Source organism: Caedibacter taeniospiralis (assembly GCF_002803295.2).
Classification (GTDB): Bacteria; Pseudomonadota; Gammaproteobacteria; order Francisellales; family Francisellaceae; genus Caedibacter; species Caedibacter taeniospiralis.
Genome location: NZ_PGGB02000014.1, coordinates 1 through 25946, shown reverse-complemented (window position 1 = coordinate 25946; position 25946 = coordinate 1). Strand labels below are relative to the sequence as shown.

General features: G+C 41.3%; 23 protein-coding genes and 1 tRNA gene. 10 read left to right on the top strand and 14 right to left on the bottom strand.

The window, feature by feature from the left end; genetic code table 11:
- Nucleotides 1–27 precede the first annotated feature (27 nt).
- Together CU053_RS05855 and CU053_RS05850 are read left to right on the top strand one after the other, a co-directional pair.
- A complete protein-coding gene (locus CU053_RS05855) occupies nucleotides 28–1614 on the top strand; it encodes a cytochrome ubiquinol oxidase subunit I (RefSeq protein WP_100550827.1) in 1587 nt (528 codons plus the stop codon).
- A 132-nt stretch (nucleotides 1615–1746) separates the two neighbouring features.
- Nucleotides 1747–1932, top strand: coding sequence for a hypothetical protein (locus CU053_RS05850; RefSeq protein ID WP_158107036.1), 186 nt, complete (start codon nucleotides 1747–1749; stop codon nucleotides 1930–1932).
- Here the strand turns inward: CU053_RS05850 and dksA are convergent.
- Nucleotides 1929–2342 carry an RNA polymerase-binding protein DksA gene (gene dksA / locus CU053_RS05845; RefSeq protein WP_100550826.1) on the bottom strand — a complete coding sequence of 138 codons (414 nt, stop codon included), beginning with the start codon at nucleotides 2340–2342 and terminating at the stop codon, nucleotides 1929–1931. The two genes, CU053_RS05850 and dksA, sit on opposite strands and share 4 nt — an antisense overlap.
- Nucleotides 2343–2666: 324 nt before the next feature.
- On the opposite strand from dksA, the gene CU053_RS05840 reads away from it, so the two are divergent.
- The gene (locus CU053_RS05840; protein WP_100550825.1) at nucleotides 2667–3986 is read left to right on the top strand and encodes a UDP-glucose dehydrogenase family protein; all 1320 of its coding nucleotides are present in this window, start codon (nucleotides 2667–2669) and stop codon (nucleotides 3984–3986) included.
- 93 nt (nucleotides 3987–4079) lie between these two features.
- On the opposite strand, the gene CU053_RS05835 is transcribed toward CU053_RS05840, so the two are convergent.
- Nucleotides 4080–6170, bottom strand: coding sequence for a RelA/SpoT family protein (locus CU053_RS05835; protein ID WP_100550824.1), 2091 nt, complete (start codon nucleotides 6168–6170; stop codon nucleotides 4080–4082).
- 371 nt (nucleotides 6171–6541) lie between these two features.
- Between CU053_RS05835 and csrA the strand changes: the two genes are divergently transcribed.
- Together csrA and CU053_RS05825 are read left to right on the top strand one after the other, a co-directional pair.
- Nucleotides 6542–6727, top strand: coding sequence for a carbon storage regulator CsrA (gene csrA / locus CU053_RS05830; protein WP_100550823.1), 186 nt, complete (start codon nucleotides 6542–6544; stop codon nucleotides 6725–6727).
- 78 nt (nucleotides 6728–6805) lie between these two features.
- Nucleotides 6806–6899 (top strand) — tRNA-Ser (locus CU053_RS05825).
- Nucleotides 6900–7127: 228 nt separating this feature from the next.
- Here CU053_RS05825 and CU053_RS06575 read toward each other — a convergent pair.
- On the bottom strand, nucleotides 7128–7253 hold the full coding sequence (locus CU053_RS06575; protein ID WP_267901803.1) for a hypothetical protein: 126 nt from the start codon (nucleotides 7251–7253) through the stop codon (nucleotides 7128–7130).
- A 158-nt stretch (nucleotides 7254–7411) separates the two neighbouring features.
- Here CU053_RS06575 and thrS point away from each other — a divergent pair, with 158 nt between their 5' ends.
- The 5 genes from thrS (at nucleotide 7412) to CU053_RS05800 (ending at nucleotide 12016) form a co-directional block, all read left to right on the top strand.
- The gene (gene thrS, locus CU053_RS05820) at nucleotides 7412–9322 is read left to right on the top strand and encodes a threonine--tRNA ligase (protein WP_100550822.1); all 1911 of its coding nucleotides are present in this window, start codon (nucleotides 7412–7414) and stop codon (nucleotides 9320–9322) included.
- A gap of 22 nt (nucleotides 9323–9344) precedes the next feature.
- Nucleotides 9345–9866 (top strand): translation initiation factor IF-3, encoded by a 522-nt coding sequence (gene infC, locus CU053_RS05815; protein ID WP_100550821.1) that lies wholly within the window; start codon nucleotides 9345–9347, stop codon nucleotides 9864–9866.
- Between the two features lie 57 nt (nucleotides 9867–9923).
- Nucleotides 9924–10121, top strand: coding sequence for a 50S ribosomal protein L35 (gene rpmI, locus CU053_RS05810; RefSeq protein ID WP_100550820.1), 198 nt, complete (start codon nucleotides 9924–9926; stop codon nucleotides 10119–10121).
- Nucleotides 10122–10153: 32 nt separating this feature from the next.
- Nucleotides 10154–10513, top strand: coding sequence for a 50S ribosomal protein L20 (gene rplT / locus CU053_RS05805; RefSeq protein ID WP_100550819.1), 360 nt, complete (start codon nucleotides 10154–10156; stop codon nucleotides 10511–10513).
- A 192-nt stretch (nucleotides 10514–10705) separates the two neighbouring features.
- Entirely contained in the window at nucleotides 10706–12016 is a 1311-nt protein-coding gene (locus tag CU053_RS05800; RefSeq protein ID WP_100550818.1) for an amino acid permease, read from the top strand.
- 155 nt (nucleotides 12017–12171) lie between these two features.
- Here the strand turns inward: CU053_RS05800 and CU053_RS05795 are convergent, their stop codons facing one another.
- The 11 genes from CU053_RS05795 to CU053_RS05750 all read right to left on the bottom strand — a co-directional run bounded on the left by CU053_RS05795 (nucleotide 12172) and on the right by CU053_RS05750 (nucleotide 25694).
- Nucleotides 12172–13653 (bottom strand): MFS transporter, encoded by a 1482-nt coding sequence (locus CU053_RS05795; protein WP_100550817.1) that lies wholly within the window; start codon nucleotides 13651–13653, stop codon nucleotides 12172–12174.
- Between the two features lie 55 nt (nucleotides 13654–13708).
- Entirely contained in the window at nucleotides 13709–14329 is a 621-nt protein-coding gene (gene lipB, locus CU053_RS05790) for a lipoyl(octanoyl) transferase LipB (protein ID WP_100550816.1), read from the bottom strand.
- Between the two features lie 2 nt (nucleotides 14330–14331).
- On the bottom strand, nucleotides 14332–14649 hold the full coding sequence (locus CU053_RS05785) for an HP0495 family protein (protein WP_100550815.1): 318 nt from the start codon (nucleotides 14647–14649) through the stop codon (nucleotides 14332–14334).
- 197 nt (nucleotides 14650–14846) lie between these two features.
- Nucleotides 14847–15443 (bottom strand): XTP/dITP diphosphatase, encoded by a 597-nt coding sequence (locus CU053_RS05780; protein WP_100550814.1) that lies wholly within the window; start codon nucleotides 15441–15443, stop codon nucleotides 14847–14849.
- Nucleotides 15444–15639: 196 nt separating this feature from the next.
- Nucleotides 15640–17448, bottom strand: coding sequence for a polysaccharide biosynthesis protein (locus tag CU053_RS05775; protein WP_100550813.1), 1809 nt, complete (start codon nucleotides 17446–17448; stop codon nucleotides 15640–15642).
- Nucleotides 17449–17461: 13 nt separating this feature from the next.
- Nucleotides 17462–19015, bottom strand: coding sequence for an ATP-binding protein (locus CU053_RS05770; RefSeq protein WP_100550812.1), 1554 nt, complete (start codon nucleotides 19013–19015; stop codon nucleotides 17462–17464).
- 1005 nt (nucleotides 19016–20020) lie between these two features.
- A complete protein-coding gene (locus CU053_RS05765) occupies nucleotides 20021–20377 on the bottom strand; it encodes an immunity 8 family protein (RefSeq protein ID WP_100550811.1) in 357 nt (118 codons plus the stop codon).
- Nucleotides 20378–20430: 53 nt separating this feature from the next.
- Nucleotides 20431–20601, bottom strand: a complete 171-nt coding sequence (locus CU053_RS06480) for a hypothetical protein (RefSeq protein ID WP_199244224.1) — start codon at nucleotides 20599–20601, stop codon at nucleotides 20431–20433.
- Nucleotides 20602–20659: 58 nt separating this feature from the next.
- Nucleotides 20660–20968 carry a DUF6966 domain-containing protein gene (locus CU053_RS05760; RefSeq protein ID WP_100550810.1) on the bottom strand — a complete coding sequence of 103 codons (309 nt, stop codon included), beginning with the start codon at nucleotides 20966–20968 and terminating at the stop codon, nucleotides 20660–20662.
- Nucleotides 20956–24240 carry an RHS repeat domain-containing protein gene (locus CU053_RS05755; protein ID WP_100550809.1) on the bottom strand — a complete coding sequence of 1095 codons (3285 nt, stop codon included), beginning with the start codon at nucleotides 24238–24240 and terminating at the stop codon, nucleotides 20956–20958. The genes CU053_RS05760 and CU053_RS05755 overlap by 13 nt, the downstream gene beginning before the upstream one ends.
- A 14-nt stretch (nucleotides 24241–24254) precedes the next feature.
- Nucleotides 24255–25694: a DUF6531 domain-containing protein gene (locus CU053_RS05750; RefSeq protein WP_100550808.1), complete on the bottom strand. Its 1440-nt coding sequence runs from the start codon at nucleotides 25692–25694 to the stop codon at nucleotides 24255–24257.
- Between the last annotated feature and the right edge of the window lie 252 nt (nucleotides 25695–25946).

The window sequence follows — 25946 nt, the reverse complement described above, 5'->3', positions numbered from 1 at the left end:
TATACTTTATTAAATCTGGGGGTGGGCATGGATATGACGCAACTGTTTGTCGATTTATCGCGTAGTCAGTTTGCATTTACTGCTATTTTCCATTTTGTGTTTGTCCCATTAACCTTGGGATTATCATGGATTTTATTCATTATGGAAGCAGCATACCTCAAAACGGGCAAGCAACTTTACCAAGATATGGTGAAGTTCTGGGGGAAGCTCTTCGCAATTAACTTTGCCATGGGGCTGGTTACGGGAATTACCATGGAATTTGAGTTTGGTTTAAACTGGGCTTATTTTTCGCGCTTTATTGGCGAGAGTTTTGGTACAGTGCTTGCCATCGAGGGCTTAACTGCCTTTATGACGGAGGCAACTTTATTTGGTTTATTCTTTTTTACCTGGGATAAGGTGAGTAAAAAAACCCATTTGCTGATTACTTTTTTCCTGGCACTAGGAACTAATTTATCCATCGTTAATATCTTAGTAGCCAACAGCTGGATGCAACACCCCGTTGGGACTTTTTTGAATCCAGAAACCATGCAGATGCAGTTGACAAGCTTTGTTGAGCTTTACATGCAGGAGCTGGCGCAAATTCGCATTGGACATGTGGCTTTTGCGGGTTACCTTATTGCAGCGGCTTTTGTTGTGGGAATTAGTGCCTGGTATTTGTTGCGTAAGCGTAACACAGGTTTTGCCCTGCGCTCACTTGCCGTGGGTCTTGGTTTTGGCTTATGTTCTTCGATCTTTATTTTCTTTTTAGGTGATGCCAATGGGCTTGCTGTGGATAAATACGAACCCGCTAAAATGGCGGCGATAGAAGGGCAGTGGGAAACGCAAAAAGCTCCTGCTGCCTGGTCGGCGGTGTCATTTCCTTCACAGACTGATGAGAGAAATTATTTTGAGATTGAAGTTCCATGGATGTTAAGCTTAATTACGGGACATAGTTTAAGTACAACCGTTCAGGGATTAAAACCCATCATGCGTGAAAATAAGGAGCGTATTTACGATGGTCTTGTTGCGTTAAAAGCATTAGAGCGCATTAGAAGTGGTCATGGCGTTGCTGCAGACTTTGATATTTTTGATCCTGCAAATCAGGAAACTAAAAAGTACCGCGACAACATTGGTTATGCGTTTATACTACAAACTCATGCTACAGATCCTTATAACGCAAGTCGTGCTGAAGTAAGTAAAGCCGTGAAAGATACGATTCCTCAAGTTTGGCCTTTGTATTGGAGCTTTAGAGTGATGCTGACCTGTTGGGCAATCGTTTTTTTTGTGATGACTTTTGGAACGGTGCATCTCTTACGAAGAACTTTATTAAATTACCGCTGGTTCTTGTGGTTGGCTATGTTGGCAATTCCATTACCTTATATTGCTGCTGAGGCAGGCTGGATTATAGCTGAAATGGGGCGTCAACCGTGGGTGCTGCATGGCATACTCCCCACGAGTCTTGGTGTCTCGACGCTGGCGTCGTGGAATATTGTTGTAAGTCTTGCCTTTTTTGCTCTGCTGTATGTTGGTTTGTTTATTATTGAGTTGATTATCATGTTTAAAGTGGCGAGAAAAGGTCCTAAATCCCTTGGTAATGGTCGCTATGACTATAAGGAGGACGTTAATGCTGTTTGATTATATGACGCTTCAGCTTATCTGGTGGGCGATTATTGTTTAGTGCTCATCCTCTACGCAACAACCTGGCGAGGAAAAGCCAGATTAAGCAAGGCTGACTTAGAAAAAAACGACCCTATTTTTTAGTTAGATATGAAGGAACAAGCAATGTGGTATATCACGATTATGATTATGTTAGCGATTTCAATGTATGTGGGGTATCGTTTTACTTTGTACGTTGATGATAAGATTGAAAGGAGTAAATACAAAAAGATCAGCGATAATCCAAACCATATCGCCAATCAGGGTGATCACCCATCCAAAGAGGGTAAAAATTAGGCTTTGATAATGCCTTGCGTTTTTTCCTGATGCTCTTGAATCTCTTTTGCCTGTACCGATAAAGTCGCCGTGGGACGCGCTAGCAGGCGTTGCACGCCGATGGGTTCTCCTGTGAGCTCACAATAACCATATTCGCCATTTTCAATGTGTTTGAGTGACTCGTTGACTTTCCGCAGCAATTTGCTCTGGCGATCAACAGTACGCAGGTAGATTTGTTGCATCTCTTGCGAGGTAGCAACATCATTTAAATCGGTGTTGCGTTCGGACTCAGCCAGACTCTTTTTGGCATCCTCAATGGCTTCGTTTAACTCTTGCTTTTGCTGAAGTAGGAGATCCTTAAAAAAAGCCAACTGTTCGTCATTCATATATGCTTCTTCGGGCATGTTTAGCAGTTCTTTTTCTGTCAGCATAGTTATATAGCCTCCATTAATAAGTTAGTTCTTAATTCAGGGCGCTTTTATATCATAAAATATAATCCTTCACTAATGAATTTCTCGCATATATACAAAAAAAGCAAAACCTTTTAGTTTCATCAATCATAAAAAGATAAAGAATTCAGCGTCGATCATATTCCTTGTGATGCAATGAAAAGCGCTGGCACAGGGAAATGTTACCTATACCGACACAACATAAAAAAGCCCACAGGCTCTGGCGTTTAAAAATAATATTCGCTGAATTTGCCCATTATTTCTGATATGATCGGCGGTGGTTTTAGCAGCTAAAAGTGAGATTTTATGAAGATTGCGATTTTCGGTACAGGCTACGTAGGGCTTGTGACAGGGACGTGTTTTGCCGCAATGGGAAATCATGTTTGTTGTGTTGATGTGGATAGGCAAAAGGTAGAAAATCTTAAACAAGGGATCTCGCCTATTTATGAACCAGGATTAGATGACCTGATAAAACGGAATGTTGCCAATGACAGGATCAGTTTCACTACTGAGCCAAGGCAGGCAATAAAGGATGCGCAAGTGATATTTATTGCCGTAGGCACCCCACCTGACGAAGATGGCTCGGCAGATCTGCAATATGTGTTACAGGTTGCCATGACTGTTGCCGAATATATGAATGAATATAAAGTGATCGTCAATAAATCAACGGTACCGGTTGGCACCGAGTATAAAGTGACGGAGACCATTGCAAACGCCCTAAAACTTAGGGGCGTTGATTTTGAGTTTGATGTAGTCTCCAATCCTGAGTTTTTAAAGGAAGGTGATGCAATTAGTGATTGTATGCACCCAGATCGTATCGTAGTTGGCGCAAACTCTGAACGCGCAGCCGATGTGATGCGTGAGCTTTATGCTCCTTTTGATCCTAACCAGAATCGGTTGATGATTATGGATGTAAGATCTGCAGAAATGACAAAATATGTCGCCAATGCAATGCTCGCAACCAAAATCAGTTTTATGAATGAAATGAGTCAAATCGCGGAGCGCGTGGGTGCGGATATTGAAAAAGTGCGCATCGGTATCGGTGCGGACAGACGCATTGGCTATCACTTTATTTACGCAGGTTGTGGTTATGGTGGCTCGTGTTTTCCAAAGGATGTACGAGCCCTTGGGCAGACATCGCGTGAATACGGTTATAATGCACGTATTTTGCAGGCCGTACACGATGTCAATGATGCGCAAAAAGAGGTGCTGTTCACCAAATTTAATGATTACTTTAATGGTGAGATCCAGGGAAAAACAGTGGCCGTCTGGGGGCTTGCGTTTAAGCCAAATACCGATGACATTCGTGAGGCATCTGCGCGCACACTCATTGAAACGCTGTGGAAAAATGGTGTTAAGGTTAAAGCCTATGATCCTGAAGCCATGGAGAACTTCGCTAAGCTATATGGCGAGCGCGACGATTATGAGCTCGTTGATGAAGCTTATCATGCGCTTTACGGTGCGGATGCCTTGTTTATCGTCACCGAATGGCAAAGCTTTAGGAGTCCCGATTTCAGCACAATAACCGCACGTTTGACAAAGCCGATTATCTTCGATGGTCGCAATCTATATGACAAGGCAAGAATGCAGCAACTTGGCATTGAGTATATTTCTATTGGAAGATAAAGCAAAAAATGAAGCAAAATAGCAAGATGAGCGGTTATCTAGAAACTGCTTTAAAGGAAGTATTTAAATTTGAGATAACTTCTCGTGTATGCGCTATACCCTCTCAATTTTAAGGCAAATCTTCAGATGCTTAAGTCCTCGAATTACACGCGCTAAATGTACTCGATCCTTAACTTCGATAACCGTCTGCACAGTACCGTATTGTGCATCAGATTCTAAAATGCTAAAACTTACGATTTGCGCTTCATGGCGTGAAATATTTGCGGTCACTTTGGCAATAGCTCCATGGACGTTTTGTAAACTGATTAAAAGTCTGGCAGGATAATATCCTGAGCCATCTAAGATCCATTGTGTTTCGATAAGCTCGTGTGATTTTTCAAGCTTCAATAATTCCTTACATCGACTTCTATGCACGACAAGTCCCTTATCTGCCACCAGTACGCCTGTGGTTGGATCATCAGGAATTGGCGTACAACAACTGGCAAGTTGATTCATATTACTCTCATCAATCACAAGCTTACGCGGAGCATTTTGGGAATGAATTAATTCCGATTCCACGTATTGCTCAACATATCTCACCAAGGTGTTGGCTGAAAAATTTGCCTGCCCAATCGCGGCATAAAGCTCAGCAATGCTTGGGAAATTAAACTCAATTAATGCTTGTTGGATCAGCTGTGGCGATAGACTTAAAAACTCTAATTGATTTTTTAATAATGCTTGATTTAAGATCTGCTGCCCAACATGGATAAATTCGTCATGTTCGTGACGCTTCAAAGCATGTTTTATCGCATGTTTTGCTCGGGCAGTTTTGATAAACTCAAGCCAAGCTGGGTTTGGATGGGCATTTGGTGAGTTGATGATTTCGACGGTGTCACCATGCGTTAGCATGTAATTAAGTGGGGTGATTCGACGATTAACCTTGGCGGCAATACAGTGATTGCCAATATCGGTATGAATGTGATAGGCAAAGTCAACACAGGTCGCATTCTTAGGCAGCTCAATAATTTCCCCATTGGGAGTGAATACATAAACTTCATCAGGAAATAAGTCTAATTTGACACTTTCGATAAAGTCGGTGGATTTTGACACATTTTGTTGCAAATCAGACAATTTTTCTAACCATTTTTGAGCATTGGCATGGCTGAGTGATTTTGCCTTGTAAATCCAATGTGCCGCAACGCCCTTCTCGGCCGTATCATCCATCATTTTTGTCTTGATTTGCACCTCAATAGGTACCCCATAAGGACCAAATACAGTTGTATGTAATGACTGGTATCCATTGGCTTTTGGAGTTGCAATATAATCTTTAAAGCGACCAGGGATCGGGCGAAAAATCTCATGGATGGCACCCAAAATCAGATAACAATCACGCCGATTTGAGGCGATGACTTTATACGCATAAATGTCCATAATTTCGGAAAATGACATTTCCTTATCGCGCATCTTGCGGTAAATACTATACAGTCGTTTTTTGCGTCCTGATACCAGGTTTTCACTTTCTAATAGCTCCGACAAGTGGTGCTGTAAGCGCTCTAAAATCTTACGAAACAAGCGATCACGATGCTTTTGTGCGTGTAAAACTTTGGTTCGCAATGTCTTATAGCGGTAAGGATACATGGCTTCAAACGCGAGCTCCTCGAAGCTGTTTTTAAAGTGGTGCATTCCCAGTCTATGCGCAATAGGTGCATAAATTTCCAAAGTTTCAAGGGCAATCCTACGACGCTTGTCTGGGCGTAAGGAGGCTAAGGTTGTCATATTATGCAAGCGATCCGCAAGTTTGATTAAAATTACGCGAATATCCTGCACCATCGCCAAAATCATTTTACGAAAATTCTCTGCTTGCAGCTCTGCCTTAGAGTGCGTTTCAATTTTGCTTAACTTGGTTACTCCCTCAACCAGCTGTGCAGTTTTTTCACTGTATCGCAGGCTTATATCTTCGGCACTGAGCTCAGTGTCTTCAATGGTATCATGTAAGAGTGCCGCAATAATTGTCTCACAATCAAGTCGCATTCCTGCTAGCACGCAAGCAACCGCGACAGGGTGGCTAAAGTAAGGCTCCCCAGAGCTTCTGACTTGCAATTCATGGGCATCCGCACCAAACAAAAAAGCATCTGCAACTAGTGTGCGCTGCTCGGTAGTTAAGTAACCATGGATAATCTTATTAAGCTTATAAAATAAAAACATCTTAAGCGCTATACCCCTTCTTGCAATGGTTTCAGTATAATGAGAATTTCCGCAAAGCCCTAACACTAGTGCGGCAGAATTAACCAATTTCAAATTTGGTGCCGCTGTACACGAAGAAAAAATTGCAAACTAACTGCCGCTTGAAGCATTATTTTTCTTCGTATACAGAGATTTGGTGCATAAAAAACTAGTAAAAATTATTATTTTATATAGAATTACGCCGTTCTGATGCAGATGAGTATTTTGCATCTATACTTTCTGACAAGGACTAAAAGCATTTTAGGTCTGGGATGTCCGTTCCATGTGGGGAGTTGATATAAATGTAGGCAGCTTTCGAAGATAAAGCGACATAATTAAGGAGTAACTTTAAGATGTTAATTTTAACAAGAAAAATTGGTGAGACTGTTATGATTGGGGATGAAGTAACAGTGACTGTTTTAGGGGTCAAAGGCAATCAGGTTCGACTAGGCATTAGTGCCCCAAAAGATGTCTCCGTGCATCGAGAAGAAATCTTTGTGCGCATAAAAGGTGAGCACTCACTGGGCGATACGGAATAAGGCACGCTTGCCCTGAAAAATATGGTAATGAAGCGCTTGACATCAAAAGGCTAAGTCGATAAATTGTTGCGGTATCGCGGAGAGATGGCCGAGAGGCTGAAGGCGCTCCCCTGCTAAGGGAGTATGGGGACCAAAAACTCCATCGGGGGTTCGAATCCCCCTCTCTCCGCCATAGTCAAAGATATTCTCCCCATCAAAACCTTTTAGAATCAATAGATACAGGTACGTTTCAAAGGCAAACAAAAATGTTGAATACCCTCAAAAATACCCTCAAATAATTAATGTTAGAATAATACCGACAAACATGACGGTACTACCTTGATTGGTGCTTTTGATGAATTCTAAAAACAAATCTAAAGCGAGTTTGTGCAAATATTTAATTTTGCTTACACAATCTTTTTTACTCGTTGAGCTCTTTAAGCATCAACTTGGCGCTTGTTCGATACCCTTGTTTGCTAAGGGAGTAGATTACCGTTTTGACATACCAGTCTTGCGGAATGTCTTCACGCAGTCCTTGTTGAATCATCCCAAATAGCTTCCGTTCGCTATTATTTTCTTAAGCTTCGTCAATCACAATGCTTGACAGTAAAGATAGTAATCCTTGAGAATATTGCGCTAGCCTGACATATGCTTCTGTAAAGAAAGCAAGCCCAAAAACCACGTACAACAAAAATGGAGTAAAAAATGCCTGTAATTACATTGCCAGATGGGTCGAAGCGCGGGTTTGATAAACCTGTGTCTGTTTATAACGTTGCGCTTGATATTGGTGCAGGGTTAGCAAAAGCAACCTTGGCAGGGGTGGTCAATGGAATGGACGTCGATACAAGTTTTGTTATTAATGACGATACAACCCTAACCCTGATTACGGCAAAAGATACGAAAGGTCTGGGAATTTTACGCCACTCTTGCGCGCACTTACTAGCGCAAGCGGTAAAACAGCTTTATCCAAAGGCGCAAGTCACTATTGGTCCTGTGATTGAAGATGGGTTTTTTTATGATTTCTCATATGAGCGCGCGTTCACGCCTGAAGATTTAGAGAAAATTGAAGCGCGTATGTATGAACTTGCTAATTTAGCTCAGCCGGTTGAGCGCTCAGTGAAATCTCGTGTCGATGCAATCACTTATTTTGAGGCGATCGGTGAGAACTATAAGGCTGAAATCATTAAAGATTTACCAGAGAGTGATACCCTAAGTCTTTATAGCCAAGGAGATTTTACGGATTTATGTCGCGGACCCCATGTGCCAAACACCTCGCACCTTAGAGCATTTAAGCTTATGCGTGTTGCTGGCGCCTATTGGCGCGGTGATTCAAAAAATGAGATGTTGACACGTATTTATGGAACTTGCTGGGCAGATAAAAAACAACTTAAAGACTATTTAACACGCCTGGAAGAAGCAGAAAAACGGGATCATCGCAAGATTGGCAAGACGATGGATCTATTTCATTTGCAGGAAGAAGCCCCTGGAATGGTATTTTGGCATCCTAAAGGATGGGTGATTTGGCAGACCGTTGAACAGTACATGCGTTCTATGTTTGTTAAATATGGGTACCAAGAGGTTAAAACTCCGCAAATTGTTGATCGCAGTTTATGGGAAAAGTCAGGGCATTGGGAGAAATTTCATGAAGACATGTATAGTTTAGAGGTGGACAATCGCCAATATGCGATAAAACCAATGAATTGTCCATGTCATGTGCAGATCTATAGGCAAGGGATTACCAGCTATCGCAATCTACCACTTAGACTTGCCGAATTTGGTTCTTGTCACCGAAACGAGGCATCTGGAGCATTGCATGGCATTATGCGCACAAGGAACTTCGTTCAAGACGATGCTCACATCTTTTGTATGGAATCGCAAATCCAGTCCGAAGTCATGCACTTTATTGACATGCTTTTTGAAGTCTATACCAGATTTGGCTTAACTGATATTGCTGTTAAACTGTCCACGCGTCCTGAAAAAAGAATTGGTGCCGATGAAGTTTGGGAAAAGGCAGAAAAAGCCCTTGCTGACGCGCTTGATGCCAAAGGACTTGATTGGAAGGTTATGCCTGGGGAAGGTGCATTTTATGGACCTAAAATTGAATTTGAGATCAAAGACTGTTTGAGTCGTTCATGGACAACAGGTTCAGTACAGCTAGATTTTTCTATGCCAGTTCGTTTAAATGCTGAGTATGTTGATGAAGATGGAAGCAAAAAGCATCCCGTGATGTTGCATCGAGCGATATGTGGATCTCTTGAGCGTTTTATTGGCATCTTGATTGAGCATTATGCGGGGAAGTTACCTGTATGGCTTGCTCCTGTGCAAGTTGTGCTGACAGGGATCAGCAATAAACAGGATCAGTATTTGCAAGAAGTTGAACGAAACTTAAGAAAACTTGGTGTTCGCACACAAATTGACTTGAGAAATGAAAAAATTGGGTTTAAAATCCGCGAGCACACTTTGTCCAGAGTGCCATTTATCGTAATTGCTGGAGAAAAAGAGCAGTCTTTAGGTCAAATCACCGTCAGAAAGCAAGATGGTACCGATCTAGGCGCGTTAAATATTGATGCGCTTACTGAACTTTTGTTGGCAGAAATTGAGAAAAAGGTCGAGTGAACCTAAATTAGGAGTTTGAGTTATTAACAAAGCAGACCAAAAAACGCCAATTAACGAGAGTATTAAGGCGAAAGAGGTTCGTCTGGTCGGACCTGAAGGAGAGCAGATTGGTGTCGTTTCCACTAGAGAGGCACTAGCAAAAGCAGAAGAACATGGCATGGATCTGGTTGAGATTGCTTCACAAGCAGCCCCTCCTGTGTGCCGTATCATGGATTATGGTAAATTCTTGTTTGAACAAGGCAAGAAAAAAGCCGCTGCGAAAAAAAAGCAAAAGCAGATGCAGGTTAAAGAAATTAAAATTCGACCTGGTACTGATGTTGGGGACTATCAGGTAAAACTACGCAACCTGATAAAGTTTCTTGAAGGTGGCGATAAAGTCAAGATCACCGTTCGTTTTAGAGGGCGCGAGATGGCGCACCAGGAGCTAGGCGTCGAAATGCTGAAGCGATTGGAAGCGGATCTGGAGTCTTACGGCGTGGTTGAGCACCGACCGAAAATGGAAGGTCGCCAGATGGTTATGGTTTTAGGACCTAAGAAAAAATAGCACGTGACAAGTGCAAGCTTGGTCGTGTCATAAAAATGGTAAAATGCGGAGTATATTATGCCAAAAATAAAAACAAACCGAGGTGCTGCTAAGCGCTTTAAAAGAACGGGTAAGGGTGGTTTCAAACATCGCTCAGCTAACCGTGCTCACATTAACACGAAGATGACAACCAAGCGTAAGCGCCACTTGCGTGGGATGTCTCAAGTCGCCAAAGTAGACGTGCCAAGTTTGCTTCAGCAAATGCCGTACGCATAAAGTGTTAATAATTTTTTAAAGTGGAGTAGATTATGCCTAGAGTAAAAAGAGGTGTGCAAGCACGCCGTCGTCATAAAAAGATTTTAAACCAGGCCAAAGGTTATTATGGTGCGCGCTCGCGTGTATATCGCGTAGCTAAACAGGCCGTGATCAAAGCGGGGCAGTATGCTTATCGTGATCGCAAGCAAAGAAAAAGACAATTCAGAGCGCTTTGGATTGTGCGTATTAATGCAGCCGCACGTCAGCATGATTTAAGCTACAGCCAATTTATCAATGGCTTAAAGAAAGCAAACATTGAGCTTGATCGTAAAGTATTGGCTGAGTTAGCGGTATTCAACAAAGATGCGTTTGCGCAATTAGTTGAAAAAGCCAAACAAGCCTTAGCTGCCTAGTGATAGCTGTTACTGAGTGAATTTAAGGGGTGTACTTTTTGAAAGTACGCCCTTTTTTATGCTTGGTGATTTTGACAGGGTTCCCCGCCCATTACTAAGTGTGAGTTGCAGTGTGACACTGATTACTCACACCGACACGCTTGGGCGAATTATTTGCACAAGCCCACAATATCATTGGGAAGTTGAAAGGTTATGCAGGAAAAAAAATATATGAGCTTCTGGATGCTCGTTGCACTGGTGTCTGGAAATATGGTGGGATCAGGAATCTTTTTATTGCCTTCAGGTTTGGCAAAATTTGGCTCCATCAGTATTTTGGCGTGGATTTTTACGGCAATAGGGTCGATCCTTCTGGCGCTAGTGTTTAGTCATTTCACTCGTCTTGTGCCCAAAATGGATGGTGGTCCTTATATCTATGTTCGAGTGGGCATGGGTAAGTTTATGGGCTTCCAAAGCGGTTTTGGTTATTGGGTTTCACTTTGGGTCGGAAATTGCGCCATTGCCTTGGCAATGGTTGGCTATTTAAGCTTTTTCTTCCCGATTCTGGAAGATAAAACCCTCACTTCAATCGCTGCCATTGGCATTATCTGGCTATTAACCTTCTTCAATATGCTCGGAGTCCGAAGTGTTGGCTGGTTACAGATGTTGTCCATGATCGGAAAGAGCATTCCTCTTCTGTTTATCATCGTTGCAGGAATATGGTACATAGAGCCACAATATTATCTTGATTTTAACCATTCTGGATCATCCAATCTGCATGCACTTAGTGCAGCCGCTTCTTTAACATTATGGGCATTCATAGGTCTTGAAGCCGCAACGGTTTCCGTCAGCAAGGTCAAAAATCCGCAAAAAACCATTCCGCTTGCAACCTTAACGGGAACTTTAATTGCAGCCTTTATTTATATTGCAAGCTCAGCAGTGATTATGGGCATGCTTCCAGCAGCAAGCTTAGAAAACTCCAACGCCCCATTTGCTCTGGCAGCGCAGGAAATGATTGGCAAGAATGGGGCAATTATCATTGCTGTTGCGGCGGTAATTGCTTGTCTTGGAACGCTAAATGGTTGGGTTATGGTTAGTGCTGCGGTTTCAAAAGCGATGGCAGAGACCCAGCTTTTCCCAAAAATTTTTGCCCAGGAGAACAAGCTTGGCTCCCCTGTGTTTGGACTCATTCTGGGAGCTGTGCTCATGACAATTCTATTATTATTGACAACCTCACGAGATCTCGTTGCGCAGTTTGAACTGATTATTCTCATGGCAGTACTGGCAGCCCTTATTCCCTATTTTTATACAACAATCTCATGTATTCTCGTCATCAAGCAGCAGGATAAAAACAGCCCATTCTGGCAGGCGGGTATTATCATTGCCGTTTTAGCTTGTGCGTATTCATTCTGGACAATACTCGGCTCTGGGCAAGAAGTTGTCTACTATGGCATGATTTTGTTTTTCTTAGGCACCCCGATTTATGCGATTGCCGAGTGGGTGAATTTGCAAAAAGGTAAGCATTAAGTATTACCATTCTCTGTACACGATGATTTTTTCATTTGAATTATATTGCCCGGGTTCTCTGAAGAGCTTTTGGACAAGATTATGCGAGGAGTGTCTGTACAACAATATGACAAGACGGTGATGGGAACAGCGCTTAAAAAACAATAGTTAATGACTTAAATTTGGTCACTTTTTTTATTGTAACGCATGAATTTCGCCAGCAAGTAAGCAATCAAAGCGCATCCTAATCCAAGAATAAGTAAGCAGCCGTAGAGATATGATAGGGAGCTATAGGTATCAATAAGTGCTTGTGGACGCAATATTTTGGCATTTAAAGAAAAAACGATCACCCCAATGGCGGCATTGATGATGAAGAAAAATCCCATCACGATCGATTCATATTTTCGGGGTGACAGCTTACCAACAATGGCGTAATAAAGCGGCAATAGCAGAACTTTGGCAATGGAGTTAAGCGTTAAGGTGATGATCAGTAAATAATTCCCCGTCGTGGCAAAATGACTTAAGGATTGCGTCAAGAAGCTAAAAAACAGAAGAGCACAAGAGATCGAGGTGAGCAAAATAGCAAGACTGAATAGGCGAATAAGCCTTTTCATGTGTTGAGTGTGTTTGTTCTTATTCCAAAGAAATGCTGAGATCAAACCGATGATAAGCACCAACGCAATATTTGCTTCAAAAAAGAAATCCGCAGATAAGCTTTTAGCACTAAAGAAGCCATAATTTCGGTTAAACAGGTTTAGGTAGTTCAGAAAAATCGTGATGATATTTTTATCGGCAAACCAGGAAAAAAAGCTCAAAGCCAGCAAGGTTAATAGAACACGGTTACGCCTACGTTGAGCGTCATCTTTTTCTAAATAGGAGTATATCAGCATCACGACGAAGGCAAGCACACCCAAGGTGAGAATGAGTATTTGCAGGATGGATTGATATTGCAGTAGATAATCAGTTACTGAAGAAAGCACAATAAGCACAAATAGCACGCTATACGTAGATGGGGTATACTTTGGCTCGATGCCATCGATTAAGCCCGTATTATGGCTTAAGTAAATCCCTGCGTAGAGAAAAACAAGTGCCGCGATAAGACTCACAATAGCCATTGTAATAAACCATGCCTGGTAGCTAAGTGTGCTTAGGCTAGCACCAATGGATAAAGACAAAGCCGCGCCTAAAACCGTTGTCATATACATCAAAGTAAATCCTGCGTGGCGCCTTGGATCGTCTTGTGTATAGAGAAAACTCAAGGTAGTGAATAAATTAGGGATAACCAGTCCAACACCAATCACATAGGCAGCAAAACCAATTAACGATAAGTTATTAAACGATAATAGAATTAAAGCAACAGCAGAGTATAGCATCCCGATGGTCACAGAACGTCTATGTCCAATCATATAGCCTAAAATACCGCCAATCAGTCCCGCGGCACTGTATAAAAACAAGTTGGTAAGCAGATTGAAATTAGTTGCAAGAATTTGAGTGGTTAAACCCTCTTGTGAGTCATCAGCAATGCCGTGAAGATAGCCAGAGAAGTTTACGGCGATCGCTGTGGTTCCCACACTATACAGCAGTGAGGCTAGTAGTAAAAACCATAGCCCAAAAGGCTGTTTTGTATTTAATAATAATTTACGTGGTTTTAATTGCATAAAAATGCTGATTAATCGATGGTTGCCTTATTATGACAAGAATCAGGATAACGGTCTAACTGAAAATAGGCCTATCTAAGTTTTCACAAATGATTTGTGCATACTCAGTTAGGACTTTATAAACGTCAATCATAGGGTTGTGTGCGTGTATTTGCGTCATCTTCAAATGTTGATAACCACATGGATTGATATAGCTAAACGGCGTGAGATCCATACGGGTGTTGATCGCAATACCGTGATAGGTTAGCCCCTTTTTGACACGAAGACCCAGCGAAGCAATTTTTGCGTGATCAACATAAATTCCAGGGGCTTTGGCAATGGTATGACTTTCGATGTCATATTGTTTGAGAAGACGTATACAACTTCTTTCTACTAGGCAAACAAAGTTCTTAATGCCGATATTTAAACGTTTTAAATCAAATAAAAAGTAAATAACCGCCTGCCCTGGTCCGTGATAAGTGACTTGCCCGCCACGATCGCTCTGAACAACAGGAACCTCTTGCGGATTGATAATGTGTTCAGCCTTGCCATGGCGACCTTGAGTGAAAACAGCAGGATGTTCCACAAGCCAGATTTCATCACCAGTAAGCTCATCTCGCCCATCCGTAAACTCAACCATTGACTGATAAACTTGATTATATTCAGCAAGCCCCAGGTATTTCGTTTTGATGGTCATTGCTATAAAACCATATGAATTTCTGGATGAGAACTAAGCGCTTGATAAATACTATCAAGCTGTTCCTTACTGGTTGCCTCAAAGATGGCGGTAATCGAAATATACTTGCCTGTTTTGCTTTCACGGGTGGTGAATTTGATCGCTTCCGGATTTTCAATATATTTCTCTAAAGTGTTTAATACAAACTCAATCACCTCTTTTTGTGGATTAGCCATAATCTTAATGGGGAATTGGCATGGAAACTCAAAGAAAGTTTCTTGTTGTGCTGCGGATTCATTTGTTTTTGGGGTTAGATCATCTTTGTCTTGCTCGTCGTTCATGATGAATATCGCTTACTGTTTTGTTTTTCAAAGCCCAAGTTTAATGGAAAAGACGTGTAAAATCACTCCTAAGTGCACGCATTTTTCGGTATTGGACAATACCTTCGTCCATAATAACGTATTGTGGGGGGCGTATTGCATACCCCCTTGTACTTATTCAAATAACAGTCGGCAGTGATTTTGTCAAAGTCCATTTTTCACAGGTGACTAAGAAGCCTCGCTTTTAATTTATCTAAGGCACGCGCTCTATGGCTGATAGTATTCTTAATGTTATTATCCACTTCCGCCATGGTCAGATTATATTCGGGCAGTAGAAAAACAGGGTTATAGCCAAAGCCATTCTTGCCTTGGCGCTCATGGGTAATATTGCCATCGACGCGTCCCTCAGCGATGATGGGCATAGGATCATATTCGTGCATGACCAAAGCAAGTACACATTGGAAGTGCGCCTGACGTTCAGCTTCTGCAATACCTTGCATTTCATTCAGCAGTTTGTCTATGTTTGATTCATCATTACCATGCTCACCCGAGAAGCGTGCAGAATAGATGCCAGGAGCTCCATTTAAAGCGTCAACACACAAACCAGAGTCGTCCGCAAGTGCAGGTAATTTGGTAAAATGCGAACAGTGGCGCGCCTTTAAAATGGCATTTTCAATAAAGCTTAATCCTGTTTCATCCGCATCAGGCACCCTAAATTCAGTTTGCGGGATCACTTCAAAACCCAGAGGGGCGAGGATCTCACTGACTTCTTTGATTTTCCCCTTGTTGCTAGAGGCAAAAACGATTTGTTTCATGAATATAAGTTTCCTTTGATCGTTTGATTTTGGGAGTTTATCTTAAAAAAGTCATTTTATACCCATTGTAAATCCTTTTGCAGACTTTCTGGCACTGAATTTCGGCTGATTTTGAAGGATTGAATTTTGACAATAGCGAATGCGTTAAGAAACAATGAATAGTTTCATTGTTTTAGCAAATGTACTATCCACTAATTTACGTTGCAATTAATTCACATTTATTCAAAGATTCAATAACCTTCATTAAACCTTCTTTATTTTCATCTGCAAGAAGAACCCTAAGGACCTCGTCCATTTTCTCACACTCTAAATGTGTGGATTGACCAATTAATAACTTGTCAAATCCCGAAGCTCTTAATTCCTCTTTTGAGTAAAAAAGTTCTTCGTACATTTTCTCACCAGGTCTTAAGCCTGTGAACTGAATATCAATATCCACATACGGCTTTTTACCTGATAACTTTATCATCTGCTCAGCAAGCTCAACTATTTTAACAGCTTGCCCCATTTCCAGAACAAAAGTTTCACCCCCTACGCCAATAGCACATGATAAAACAACCAGCAAAGAGGCTTCAGGAATAGTCATAAAATAGCGCTCAATATCCTTGTGGGTTACGGTAATGGGACCTCCTTTCTTTAGCTGTTCTTTAAAAAGGGGCACGACACTTCCTGCCGATCCCAGAACATTGCCAAAACGAGTCACCATAAACTTAGTATGCTCATTTTTTTGTGCATTGACATATAACTCAGCAATTCGCTTTGTTGCTCCCATAACATTAGTAGGATTAACCGCTTTATCCGTTGAAACCAGAAGGAACCGTTCTACTTTGTGCTGCAAACTCAAATCAACCATATTTTTCGTTCCAATGATATTGTTTTGAATCGCCATTTTGGGTTGGTCTTCCAGCAATGGCACATGCTTATAAGCTGCTGCATGAAAAATAACGTCAATCTTATTTGACTGAAACAGATGAGATAGTCCGCGCTGGTCCGTAACACTGGTTAAACTAAATTTAAGCTTTGTCTGATGGGAAATTAAGCTTAGCTCCCTCTCGATCAAATAGAGATTGTATTCGCTATGATCTAAAATAATCAACACTTTAGGGGGGGATTTTGCTAATAGTTGCCGACATATTTCTGAACCAATGGATCCAGCACCTCCCGTTACTAATATGGTTTTTTCCAAGTAGGCTTTGGCTAACTTTTCAGAATTGATAATAACTTGATCACGCCCCAAAAGATCTTCAATCTTAACTTCTTTAAGATCCATGAATTTTGCACCATGCGTTAATTCCATTAATGATGGGAGTATTTTGATAGGCAGACCAAGTTTCGCCACTTTCTGATATATCTCTTGCAGTTTAATTTTATCCAGTGAAGGAATCGCAATTAAGATTTCATCTGCTGGATATTTAGATAAAAAACTCTCCTTCACTAAAAAATCAATGGGTCCCACAATCGTATTATTGCGAAGTAACTTACCTTGCAATTCCTTGTTATCATCGAATATACCTAGGATATTATAAGGTCTATTTAGGGCATCATTTTCGCGCAAAAACAGGCTGGCACCATCACCACCTCCAATGATAATCATTTTTTTTGCATTTCTTTTTCTTAAGCCCAGCAAGTATTGCCGATAAAAAAATCGTCCTGCCAGCGTAATGAGCAATGTCACAGCAGGGTAGAAAACAACCTCAGAACGTGCAACATAAGCCATTCTATTAGCAATAAACTCTAAGGCAAAAAAAACGGCTGCCCCAAGAATAACCGAGTAAATATTCCTTTTTAGATCCTCAGCTGAAACAGTCTTCCATAGCGAGGCATAGGTTCTAAATAGTTTCGTGGATATGGTAAAAGCAATCGCCACAAAGATAAACTGACTAAAAGCAAAACCGCTTATCCTACCCCAAATAAGTGCATGCACGATAGCCCACGAAAGCAGTGCCGAACATACATCATAGGCAAATACAATCCAGGCACTTTTGTTTTTTATTAGACTTGTTTTCATGTTAATTCCCTACTTAATACTGCTCAGCAAGCAAATCAACTACATTACGCTCTTTGGGATCAAAACTTATCCCAACTAAATAGATTGGCTTATTAGAGTTCCTATACTTCTGAGCATAATTTTTTTCTTTAATTTGCTCAATGGCTGCTTTCGCATCACCATGTTTTTTTAACTTAAACTCAATAATCAACACCTTATCTGACATAATGAGTGTTAAATCAATTTTTCCCTGATTCGTCACGTCTTCAGCAACCACTTCATAACCCAATGCAACAAAAAAACTATAAACAATACTGGCATAAAAGCCTTCATATTGATCAATCTTATTCTTGCGATACCAATCGTTGGGAATACTCGCAAAGTGACTGCTGAAGATATTTTTTAATCCTTGAAAGTCCTCCTTCACTAGTGCCGTAGTCAGATGATTAAGCACCCTGTTTTTGTGATCTGCTGTTGTCCCAATATTTGCCAGACTCTCATTTAAACTGTATTTGACCTCGTAATTAGGGTAACCCAATTGATAAGTCGCGCGCTGCCCTTCTGCAGTCATTTGTTTAACCGTTAAATAACCTGTCTGAAAAAGCAGCGTTGTAACGGGCATATTATCGACATGAAACGTTCTTAGCAGATCTTCACCCACAACAATCCTTTCTAAATCAGGGATAAAATAGCAACTCTTTTCAATCATTTTGATGAGAAAAGTGGGAGTAGCCGTTTCAAACCAGTAATTTTGATAATGATATCCTTTGTTGATAAACAGTAAAATATCAAATGGGTTATACACATTTTGGCACTCAGAACCAGAAAAATTGTAGCCATTATACCAGTACTTTAACAATTTGTGATCAACGTTACCCTCCTCTAAATATACCTTAAAAGAGGCATCCAGTTCGGCTTGATTATAACCACAAATATCGGCATAACGCCCATCTAAGGTGATATCATCCAGATGATTAAGATCACTAAACAGGCTCACCTTGCTGAATTTGGATACGCCTGTCAGCATGGTGAACTTAACATGCTCATCTTGAGCTTTAATCACACTATAGAAGTTTCTAAGTCGCTCACGCATGGCACAAGCGATCTCACTGCGATCAATGTTATCGAGAATGGGTTTGTCGTATTCATCCACCAAAATCACGACTTGACCCACGCTTTTCGCTATATGCTTGATCAAATACTCAAACCGTATACTCACTTCACGATACACATTTTCAAGCTGATACTGCGTATAATAGTCGTCTAAAAAACTGCCAATTTTCTCATCCAAAGCATCAGGGCTCCTAACATTTCCACTTCCGAATGTAAAGTGCAAAACGGGGTATCTTATTTCCCAATCCCAATGGTTCTCGAGGTATAAGCCTTTAAATAATTTTTTGTTTCCCTCAAATGCCTGTTTGATTGTATCGATTAAGAGAGACTTGCCAAATCGGCGCGGACGTGACAGAAAATAGCGGCACCCTCCTATGTTCACCAAATTAAAAACATGTTGTGTCTTATCAATATAAACATAATCTTCGCTTCTTATTTTTTCAAAACTTGAAATACCAATCGGTAGACGTTTCATGTGTTAGCCTCGTTTTTTATCCTTGCAGCAATACTGCATATGGTTGCGGTTTTTACTCGTTAAGGCAAGGATGATTTATATATCAATGTTCAAAACAATTGCCTAGATTCTTTGGGGTAGTATACAACGTGAGTTCGACATAAAAAACCTTGTCAAAGCGTCGTCTTTTCAAGCATTTCTGCGTTAGTATGCACTTAAAAATGCTCAAATTAGCGCAGCTAGTCCTGTGCTTTTTAAGTGCAAAAGCCTTGAACTGCTTAAAAATACTTGCTTTGAGCATGTCATTCCATGTTTCTTACGTCGAACTCACGTTATACAGTAGAAAATGAAGTTAAAGACGCATTAACGATGTTGATACGAGAAGTAGCAAACAAAGCAATTGTTGAGTTTTGGCAATAGCCCCAGCTATTAAATGGCGAACTTTAAACATCTCGCTCCCTAAGTGTGAGTCGTCGTGTGACGGACACTGATCACTCACACCGACACGCTTTGGCTAATTACGTGCCCACGCAGATTATTCAACCAAAAAAAGCTCAGGCTTTTTACCCTTGCCATCATCCTCCGTTTTACGAAACGGCAGGGTAAAAGAGAAGTAGCGACCTTCAAATAAATAGTCATTAAGATCTTCACCCTCACAGAGTACTTCAGCATAATGCTTGGCTAAGGCTACATCATAAGCCTCAGAACAACAGGCTGAATTCTACAAGAATAACGTGAGTTCGACATAAAAATACTTGCTTCGAGCATGTGATTCAATGTTTCTTACGTCGAAGTCACGTAAGAATAAGAAAGTCTGAGCAGCTGGTTTTTGAGACTGTGAGACGAAAATTAGCTCTGCTCTCGTTACCAAAAATGTCAAACTACAGACCTCATCCGACCCCTATCTCCTTCATTGGAGGATGCCAAAAGTTGGTTTTCTCGCTGAACTTCCAGCCTGGATCTGACAAGAATGGAAAATAAACCCTGGGAAGTGATTTAAACCAAGCCCCACATCGCATGGCTGCTTTATGCGGGGGTATAATCCTCAAATTCCCAATAACCAATCCTACTGAGTTTATTTGCTATTTCTTGCCAGGTTTCGCCAAAGCAACTATCACAATAACGAGATATTTTGTTTTTGATTCTGTCCAAGTCATATTCAAAAACAATTAACATGTGGCGACCAAAGAGAACTTCTTCAGCAGAGTATTTCGATATAAGCCACTTTGGAGTACATATCCGTATATCAAAAGACTCGACCCCTTCTTCACCTTCTGGACCAATCATAGCTCGAACCCAAAAGCCAAAATTATCGAGTTGATCCGACCAATACGAATCGATATCCAAATCCAGAGAGTAAAATTCTTTTAGTTTCGCCCTCATTTTCTAATTCACTATATCCAAATGACCATTACTTATTGGATGACCACCAACTTCTAGCTTTCTCTCAAAGTTGGCTTGATAGATTCCTCAACTAACTCAACATCCTCAAGGATGGAGCGAACTTTTTTGGTGTCTTTATTAACAACAGCCTTATCAAACTCATCCATTAAACCGCTTACATAAAGTCTCTCATTAACCGTCATACCAAAATATTTATTTTCCATTGTTAATCCTATGGTTTGAGTATTGAAAAATCTATTACATTTACATTTTTAGGATCGATTATAAAGTCTGATCAAAAATCTCTTTTGCTTCTAAGTAAATTTTATTTCTTAAGTCAGATAATTCTGCATTTACTACATCTTCATCTTCTTGCTTAACTTCGTGACCATTGTAACCTGATATTAGCAGATCATTAAAAGACCCCATTCCACCGTACCATGATAAAACCTTAGAAGGATCAATACCATCCGCTTTTGTCGTTTGACCAATCTTATCAGACCACTCTTTTTCACCAAATAAATCTAACATAGATTGACAGCTTTTAAGCAAATCACGTAGATGGTTTAACTTCCTAATTAATTTATCCATGATGGGCTAACCTTTGGTATGTATACTTGATTGCCTCCGCCTATGATTTGTCCAACTCCGGTGGACTGTGAAGCAGCGGCTCCTTCATATATTTTTGTTCCTTTGGGAACCGTTATACTGGCAGTTTTTTCAGCTGTATTCCCCCATTGTGGGGCTAAAGCTGAATCCAACTGTGATTGGAGGTGACCTGTAGGTTTTGTTCTAGTCCAGTATGAACCTATCTTACCAGCTGAGCCACCATATACTCGGTATAATTGAGTGCTTTCTTGAAGAGTAACTTCATTATAACTACCACCTCTAAATGTATCTGCAATTGACTGCGCAAGTGGTCCTTTATTCATTGGATTATAAGCAGATTTAGCACAAATCTGCCCAGTCTTTGCTGCCTGCTCGATCTCTGCCACAACCCTGGGCGTAAACATCTGCCTTAACGCATTGAGCGCTCTATACTCTGTCGCACCATAAAACAGTCCAGCAGCCATTGCTGCCCCTGAACCGACTGTATAACTAATACCATAACCTTCATCATAACCATAATTAGACAACCCAAAGGTCGTCGTATCATTAAAGCCGTTGGCAAAGTTTGTGACATAATCCATTGCGGATAAACCCATCGGATCAATCAAGTTAATGGGATTATTCCCAACATAGGTATAGTTATTCAAAGAGCCACTGGCTAATCCCAAAGGATCCGCCTGAAGGTATCGACCCAAGAAGGGCACATACTCGCGGGCGTTGTTGTACACTAAGCCCGTTTCAGGGTTCGCGACTTGTCCAGCGAAGCGTAAATCCTGCTGCACCTGTCCAGACGCATTTACCTCAAACGGATTAATATTACCTGACCACTGTTTCTGCCCGTTTTGACCTGTTAAGTACTGAGGGGTACCTAGTGCATCATTCACAAAGTAGTAAGTCGCGCCATTCACAAGCTGTGCGATCGGCTCGCCATTGAGGTAAATAATGTCGATAATCGCATCTTTCGCTCTGATCTCAATCAGTTTCCCTCCGATATCGTAGATAAAGACGGTTTGATTGCCATTGACGGTTTTAACGATTCTTTGCTGATAAGGACTGTACTCATAGTTTGCCAGCTCTTTACCATCTTTTGTAACCTTTGTCAGATTGTTAAAGACATCATACGCAAAGCTCAATTCTCCAAGTTGCGTGATATTGCCATTATTGTCGTGAGTGACGGTATTTTGCTTGGCATCTTGATAGCTTGATAGCTTATTACTTCCCTTATCATACTGGTAGCTGACCTCTGCAGTCTGACCGTCTTTGTTGCTGACATAGCTTAAGCGATTGCCGTTGGCATCATAGCTAAAGCCTTCTGTCTCGAGCTGCGACTTCATTGAAGTCAGGCGAGAAATGGCATCATAGACATAGTCTTTGCTTTTCGTCGGCTCGTCTTTGCTGATAAATTGCGTGATATTGCCGAGTTTGTCATAAAGGTAATGGTCATCCGAAACACCCGTCACCACCTGTTGGGTGAGCTGATAAGCTTTATCATAGGTTCTTGTCAACTGACCGCCATTGCCAAATGTCAGAGATTTCATCGGACCAAAAGGTAAGTAAGCGATGGCTGAGGCAATCGTTGACGGTGTCCCATTACTATTGACCGTAACACCTGTGATATTGCCAATCTTATCGCGAGTCAAGCTCACGGCTAATCCGCTGGGATAGGTAATTGAGTTAATCGCTCTATCTTTGTTATAGCCATAACCGACTGCGTATGGAGTCCCGTTAATCACATAGCTTTGCTGAATAATGTTCCCCCAAGCATCATAGCGGCTGCTAATTTCACTTATTGGATTCTTGATCGATGACAATCTGCCAATACCATATTGTCCCTGGTCATAGTTGTACTGGATAACGGGCGTATTATGGCTGCTCACCTCAGTGATGCGATTGAGCTGATCATAGGCGTAGCTTAAGACCTTGCCATTGGCATCTTTTTGATTCGCCAACTGACCTTTATCGTTATAGCTATAGGTCATTTTGCCCGTGTCTGGACTATCCACCTCCGTCAGCTGGTTAAAGGCATTATATTGGTAATGAGCAACGTTGCCGTTGTAGTCGCTAATAGAAGTCACGTTACCCGAGGGGTCATAGCTTAAGGTGGAAGTGTTCGATAAAGCATTCGTTATGCCAGAAACATTGTTTTGAATATTGTATTGGTTGTTCGTGGCATCTCCCTTGGCATTGGTGGTTTTAATCACATTGCCCGAAACGTCATACTCAAAACTCGTACTGTGACCATTGGCATCGGTAATTGATTGCAACTCATTTAATGAGTTATAGGTATAATTGACCTTAAAAACCTCATTACCGCTGCTATCCACGATCACGCGTTGAACAACATTGCCCATACCATCAAGGGTTTGAATAATTTTGTTGTCCTGAGCATCAATGAGCTTTTTTAAATCTCYCCAGTAGTTATAGTCATATACAGTCTTAGCCCCTTCTGCGGAGAACAGTTCTGACAAGTGGTCGTTACCATCACGGTAAAATGTCGTGGTATTGCCGTTCACTGAGGCACTCAGCAACAGTCCCATTGGATCGTAGGTGTATTCTGTTATCACTCCATTTTCATCGGTTTTTGATAAAAGATTCCCCAGTTCATCATATTTGCCATAAGTCACCGTTTGCCCCAGCTGATTGCTGATCGTGGCAGGCATTTCCTGAGCGTTGTAGGTGTATTTGATCAAATGATCTTTGTCATTGTAAGGCGCTTGTGCAGTTAAGGGTTGCGCCCATTTATCATAGGTATATGTCCAGGTTTGCGAAACCGTGCCATCTGACCTTGTTACCGTAAGCGGTTCGTTATGCGCATCATACTCAAAGCCTACGGACAAGCCATTGCTGTAGTGTATTGTTTTCGGTAGTCTCGCCTCTGTCCAGGTGTAGTTCGTGGTAAAAGCCAACGGTGTGCCTGCATGCTCAGTTTTAGAAAGCAAAAGCCCCTTATCATCGTAGTGGGTCTCATACGATGATCCGTTGGGGTAGGTGACCTTTTGAGGCTGGTTTCGGCTATCGTACTCATATCTGGTTTCGGCAATGACCTTGCCATCTTGGGATTTCACGACTTCCGCACTGATGAGCTTTTGCCCGTTCACTTGACTAAAGCGCGTGGTTTCCGTGCCTCCTAACGGCAGCGTCACCGTTGTTGAGTCCCCTTTGTAATCAAATCGATATTGCCCTGTTACTGCTTCTCCATAGCCGATGGATAAAGCCACAAGGCTTGATAATAAAAGTCCTATCCGCTTAAACATTCACTCTTCCGCAGTTATCTGTATATGTTATTTGAAGCTACGCGGTTATCCTTATTGTACAACCAAGCACTTATCATTTGACTATAGGCATCCTGTATCTGATTGAGTATTGGATTCCTCGATGAAGCTATTGATTGATACTGATATTGCACACTTCTGCCACTAGGGTAACGCACCGAGGTAAGATTACCCTGCGTATATCGGTAAACAACAACTTGGTTGTTGGGCAATCTAATTAAAAATTCTTGGTTTGCTCCCTTATTATTTTCCAACCTGACCACATGACCAAAACCATCATCGATATCAATAGCTGCCTTGCCATCAACAGGGGTAAGCGTAGTCGTGTAGCCTTTTGGCGTCACTATTTTCCGCAGTGAAAATTTATTACTATCAGGGAGAGCGAGATAGGTTTCTATATCCCCGTTAGGCATCCTAAGCTCATAATAGGGGGTTTCATTGTTGTTAGCAACATAGTTAAGCGTGCCATTAAACCCGTCTCGCGCGATATATTCAGGACCTACTCTAATAAACAAATACTGAGAACCATCATCCCTGATGGCTGTTATACGCTCTACGCTACCTTCTTCCCGTTGAATCCGCCTTGAAAATGAAAGCGTCCAAAAGCTCTTCGTGGAATAGTAGCGCTTAATGACAATTGGATTAGGGGAATGAACGACTGCATCTGTAAATTCTTCATAAAGATCACCTGAGGATAAATCCACAGGATCGGCCGACACTTTACAACTTTTGTTTTCGTTATAGGGAATGCTGGTTCTCCAAACCTCTATCGGATAGTTCCATAATTTACATTTACCAGATTCTACATCTTCAGGGAAATAAAGCCCATGCCGCTTAAGTAGCTTCTCATCGTCATCTTGCGAACAATCAAATTCAACATACTTATAGACGAATTCAGTGGTTCTTTTATTGCCCTTGATTTGGTCAATACCCCTTGTATATGACCAATCTACCGCGTATTCAGCAAAGTATTCATAGTAGAAAGTATTATCATCGCTCGGTCTCGACCCTATATACTTCCAATTCGGTGAAATCTGTGTTACCGCCTCAACTTTACAATGTTGTACCATAGGTAGTGATTTATTACAATTCGCATATTTTCTTAGTGCTTCCTCTGGAGATAGAGCTTCTTTTCCTGGTAGACGTTTATCTGGTGCAAGCCCATATAAGTTATATAAAATTTCACCACCAATCCTTCCCTGTACTCTCGCATCTTCAGGGATTTCATAGGTCAACCTGTTATTTATCTCTTTTAATTTTAATTGCCGACTCCATTCACCAAAGCCATGTAAGTATTTTTCTAAATCATCTTGACTTGTAAAAACTTTATCCAGCGATTTATCTTGTCTTTGCTCCTTCTGTCCCAGCTGCCCAGAATCTATTTGATAAATGTAATACTCTCCATTCTCAGCATAAGCAATCCCAGAAATAACCAATGATGCCAGGACTAAAAGACTTTATTTTATTCAAAGGCACAGTAGACCGTAAACTAATCATTGCTAGAATTTTTTTGACCAATTCAAATAACCTACACTTAAACGCCCGCACGCCGATTCTACCAGTATACCTCCTATCTGAATAGAGGAGGTATGTAATGAACCGTAGTTTTGTGTAACTCAGTTTTGCGGTGTTATCTGCTTTATCGAGGTTACCCTGGGCTTGATATGACACCGCAACATTATAGTTAT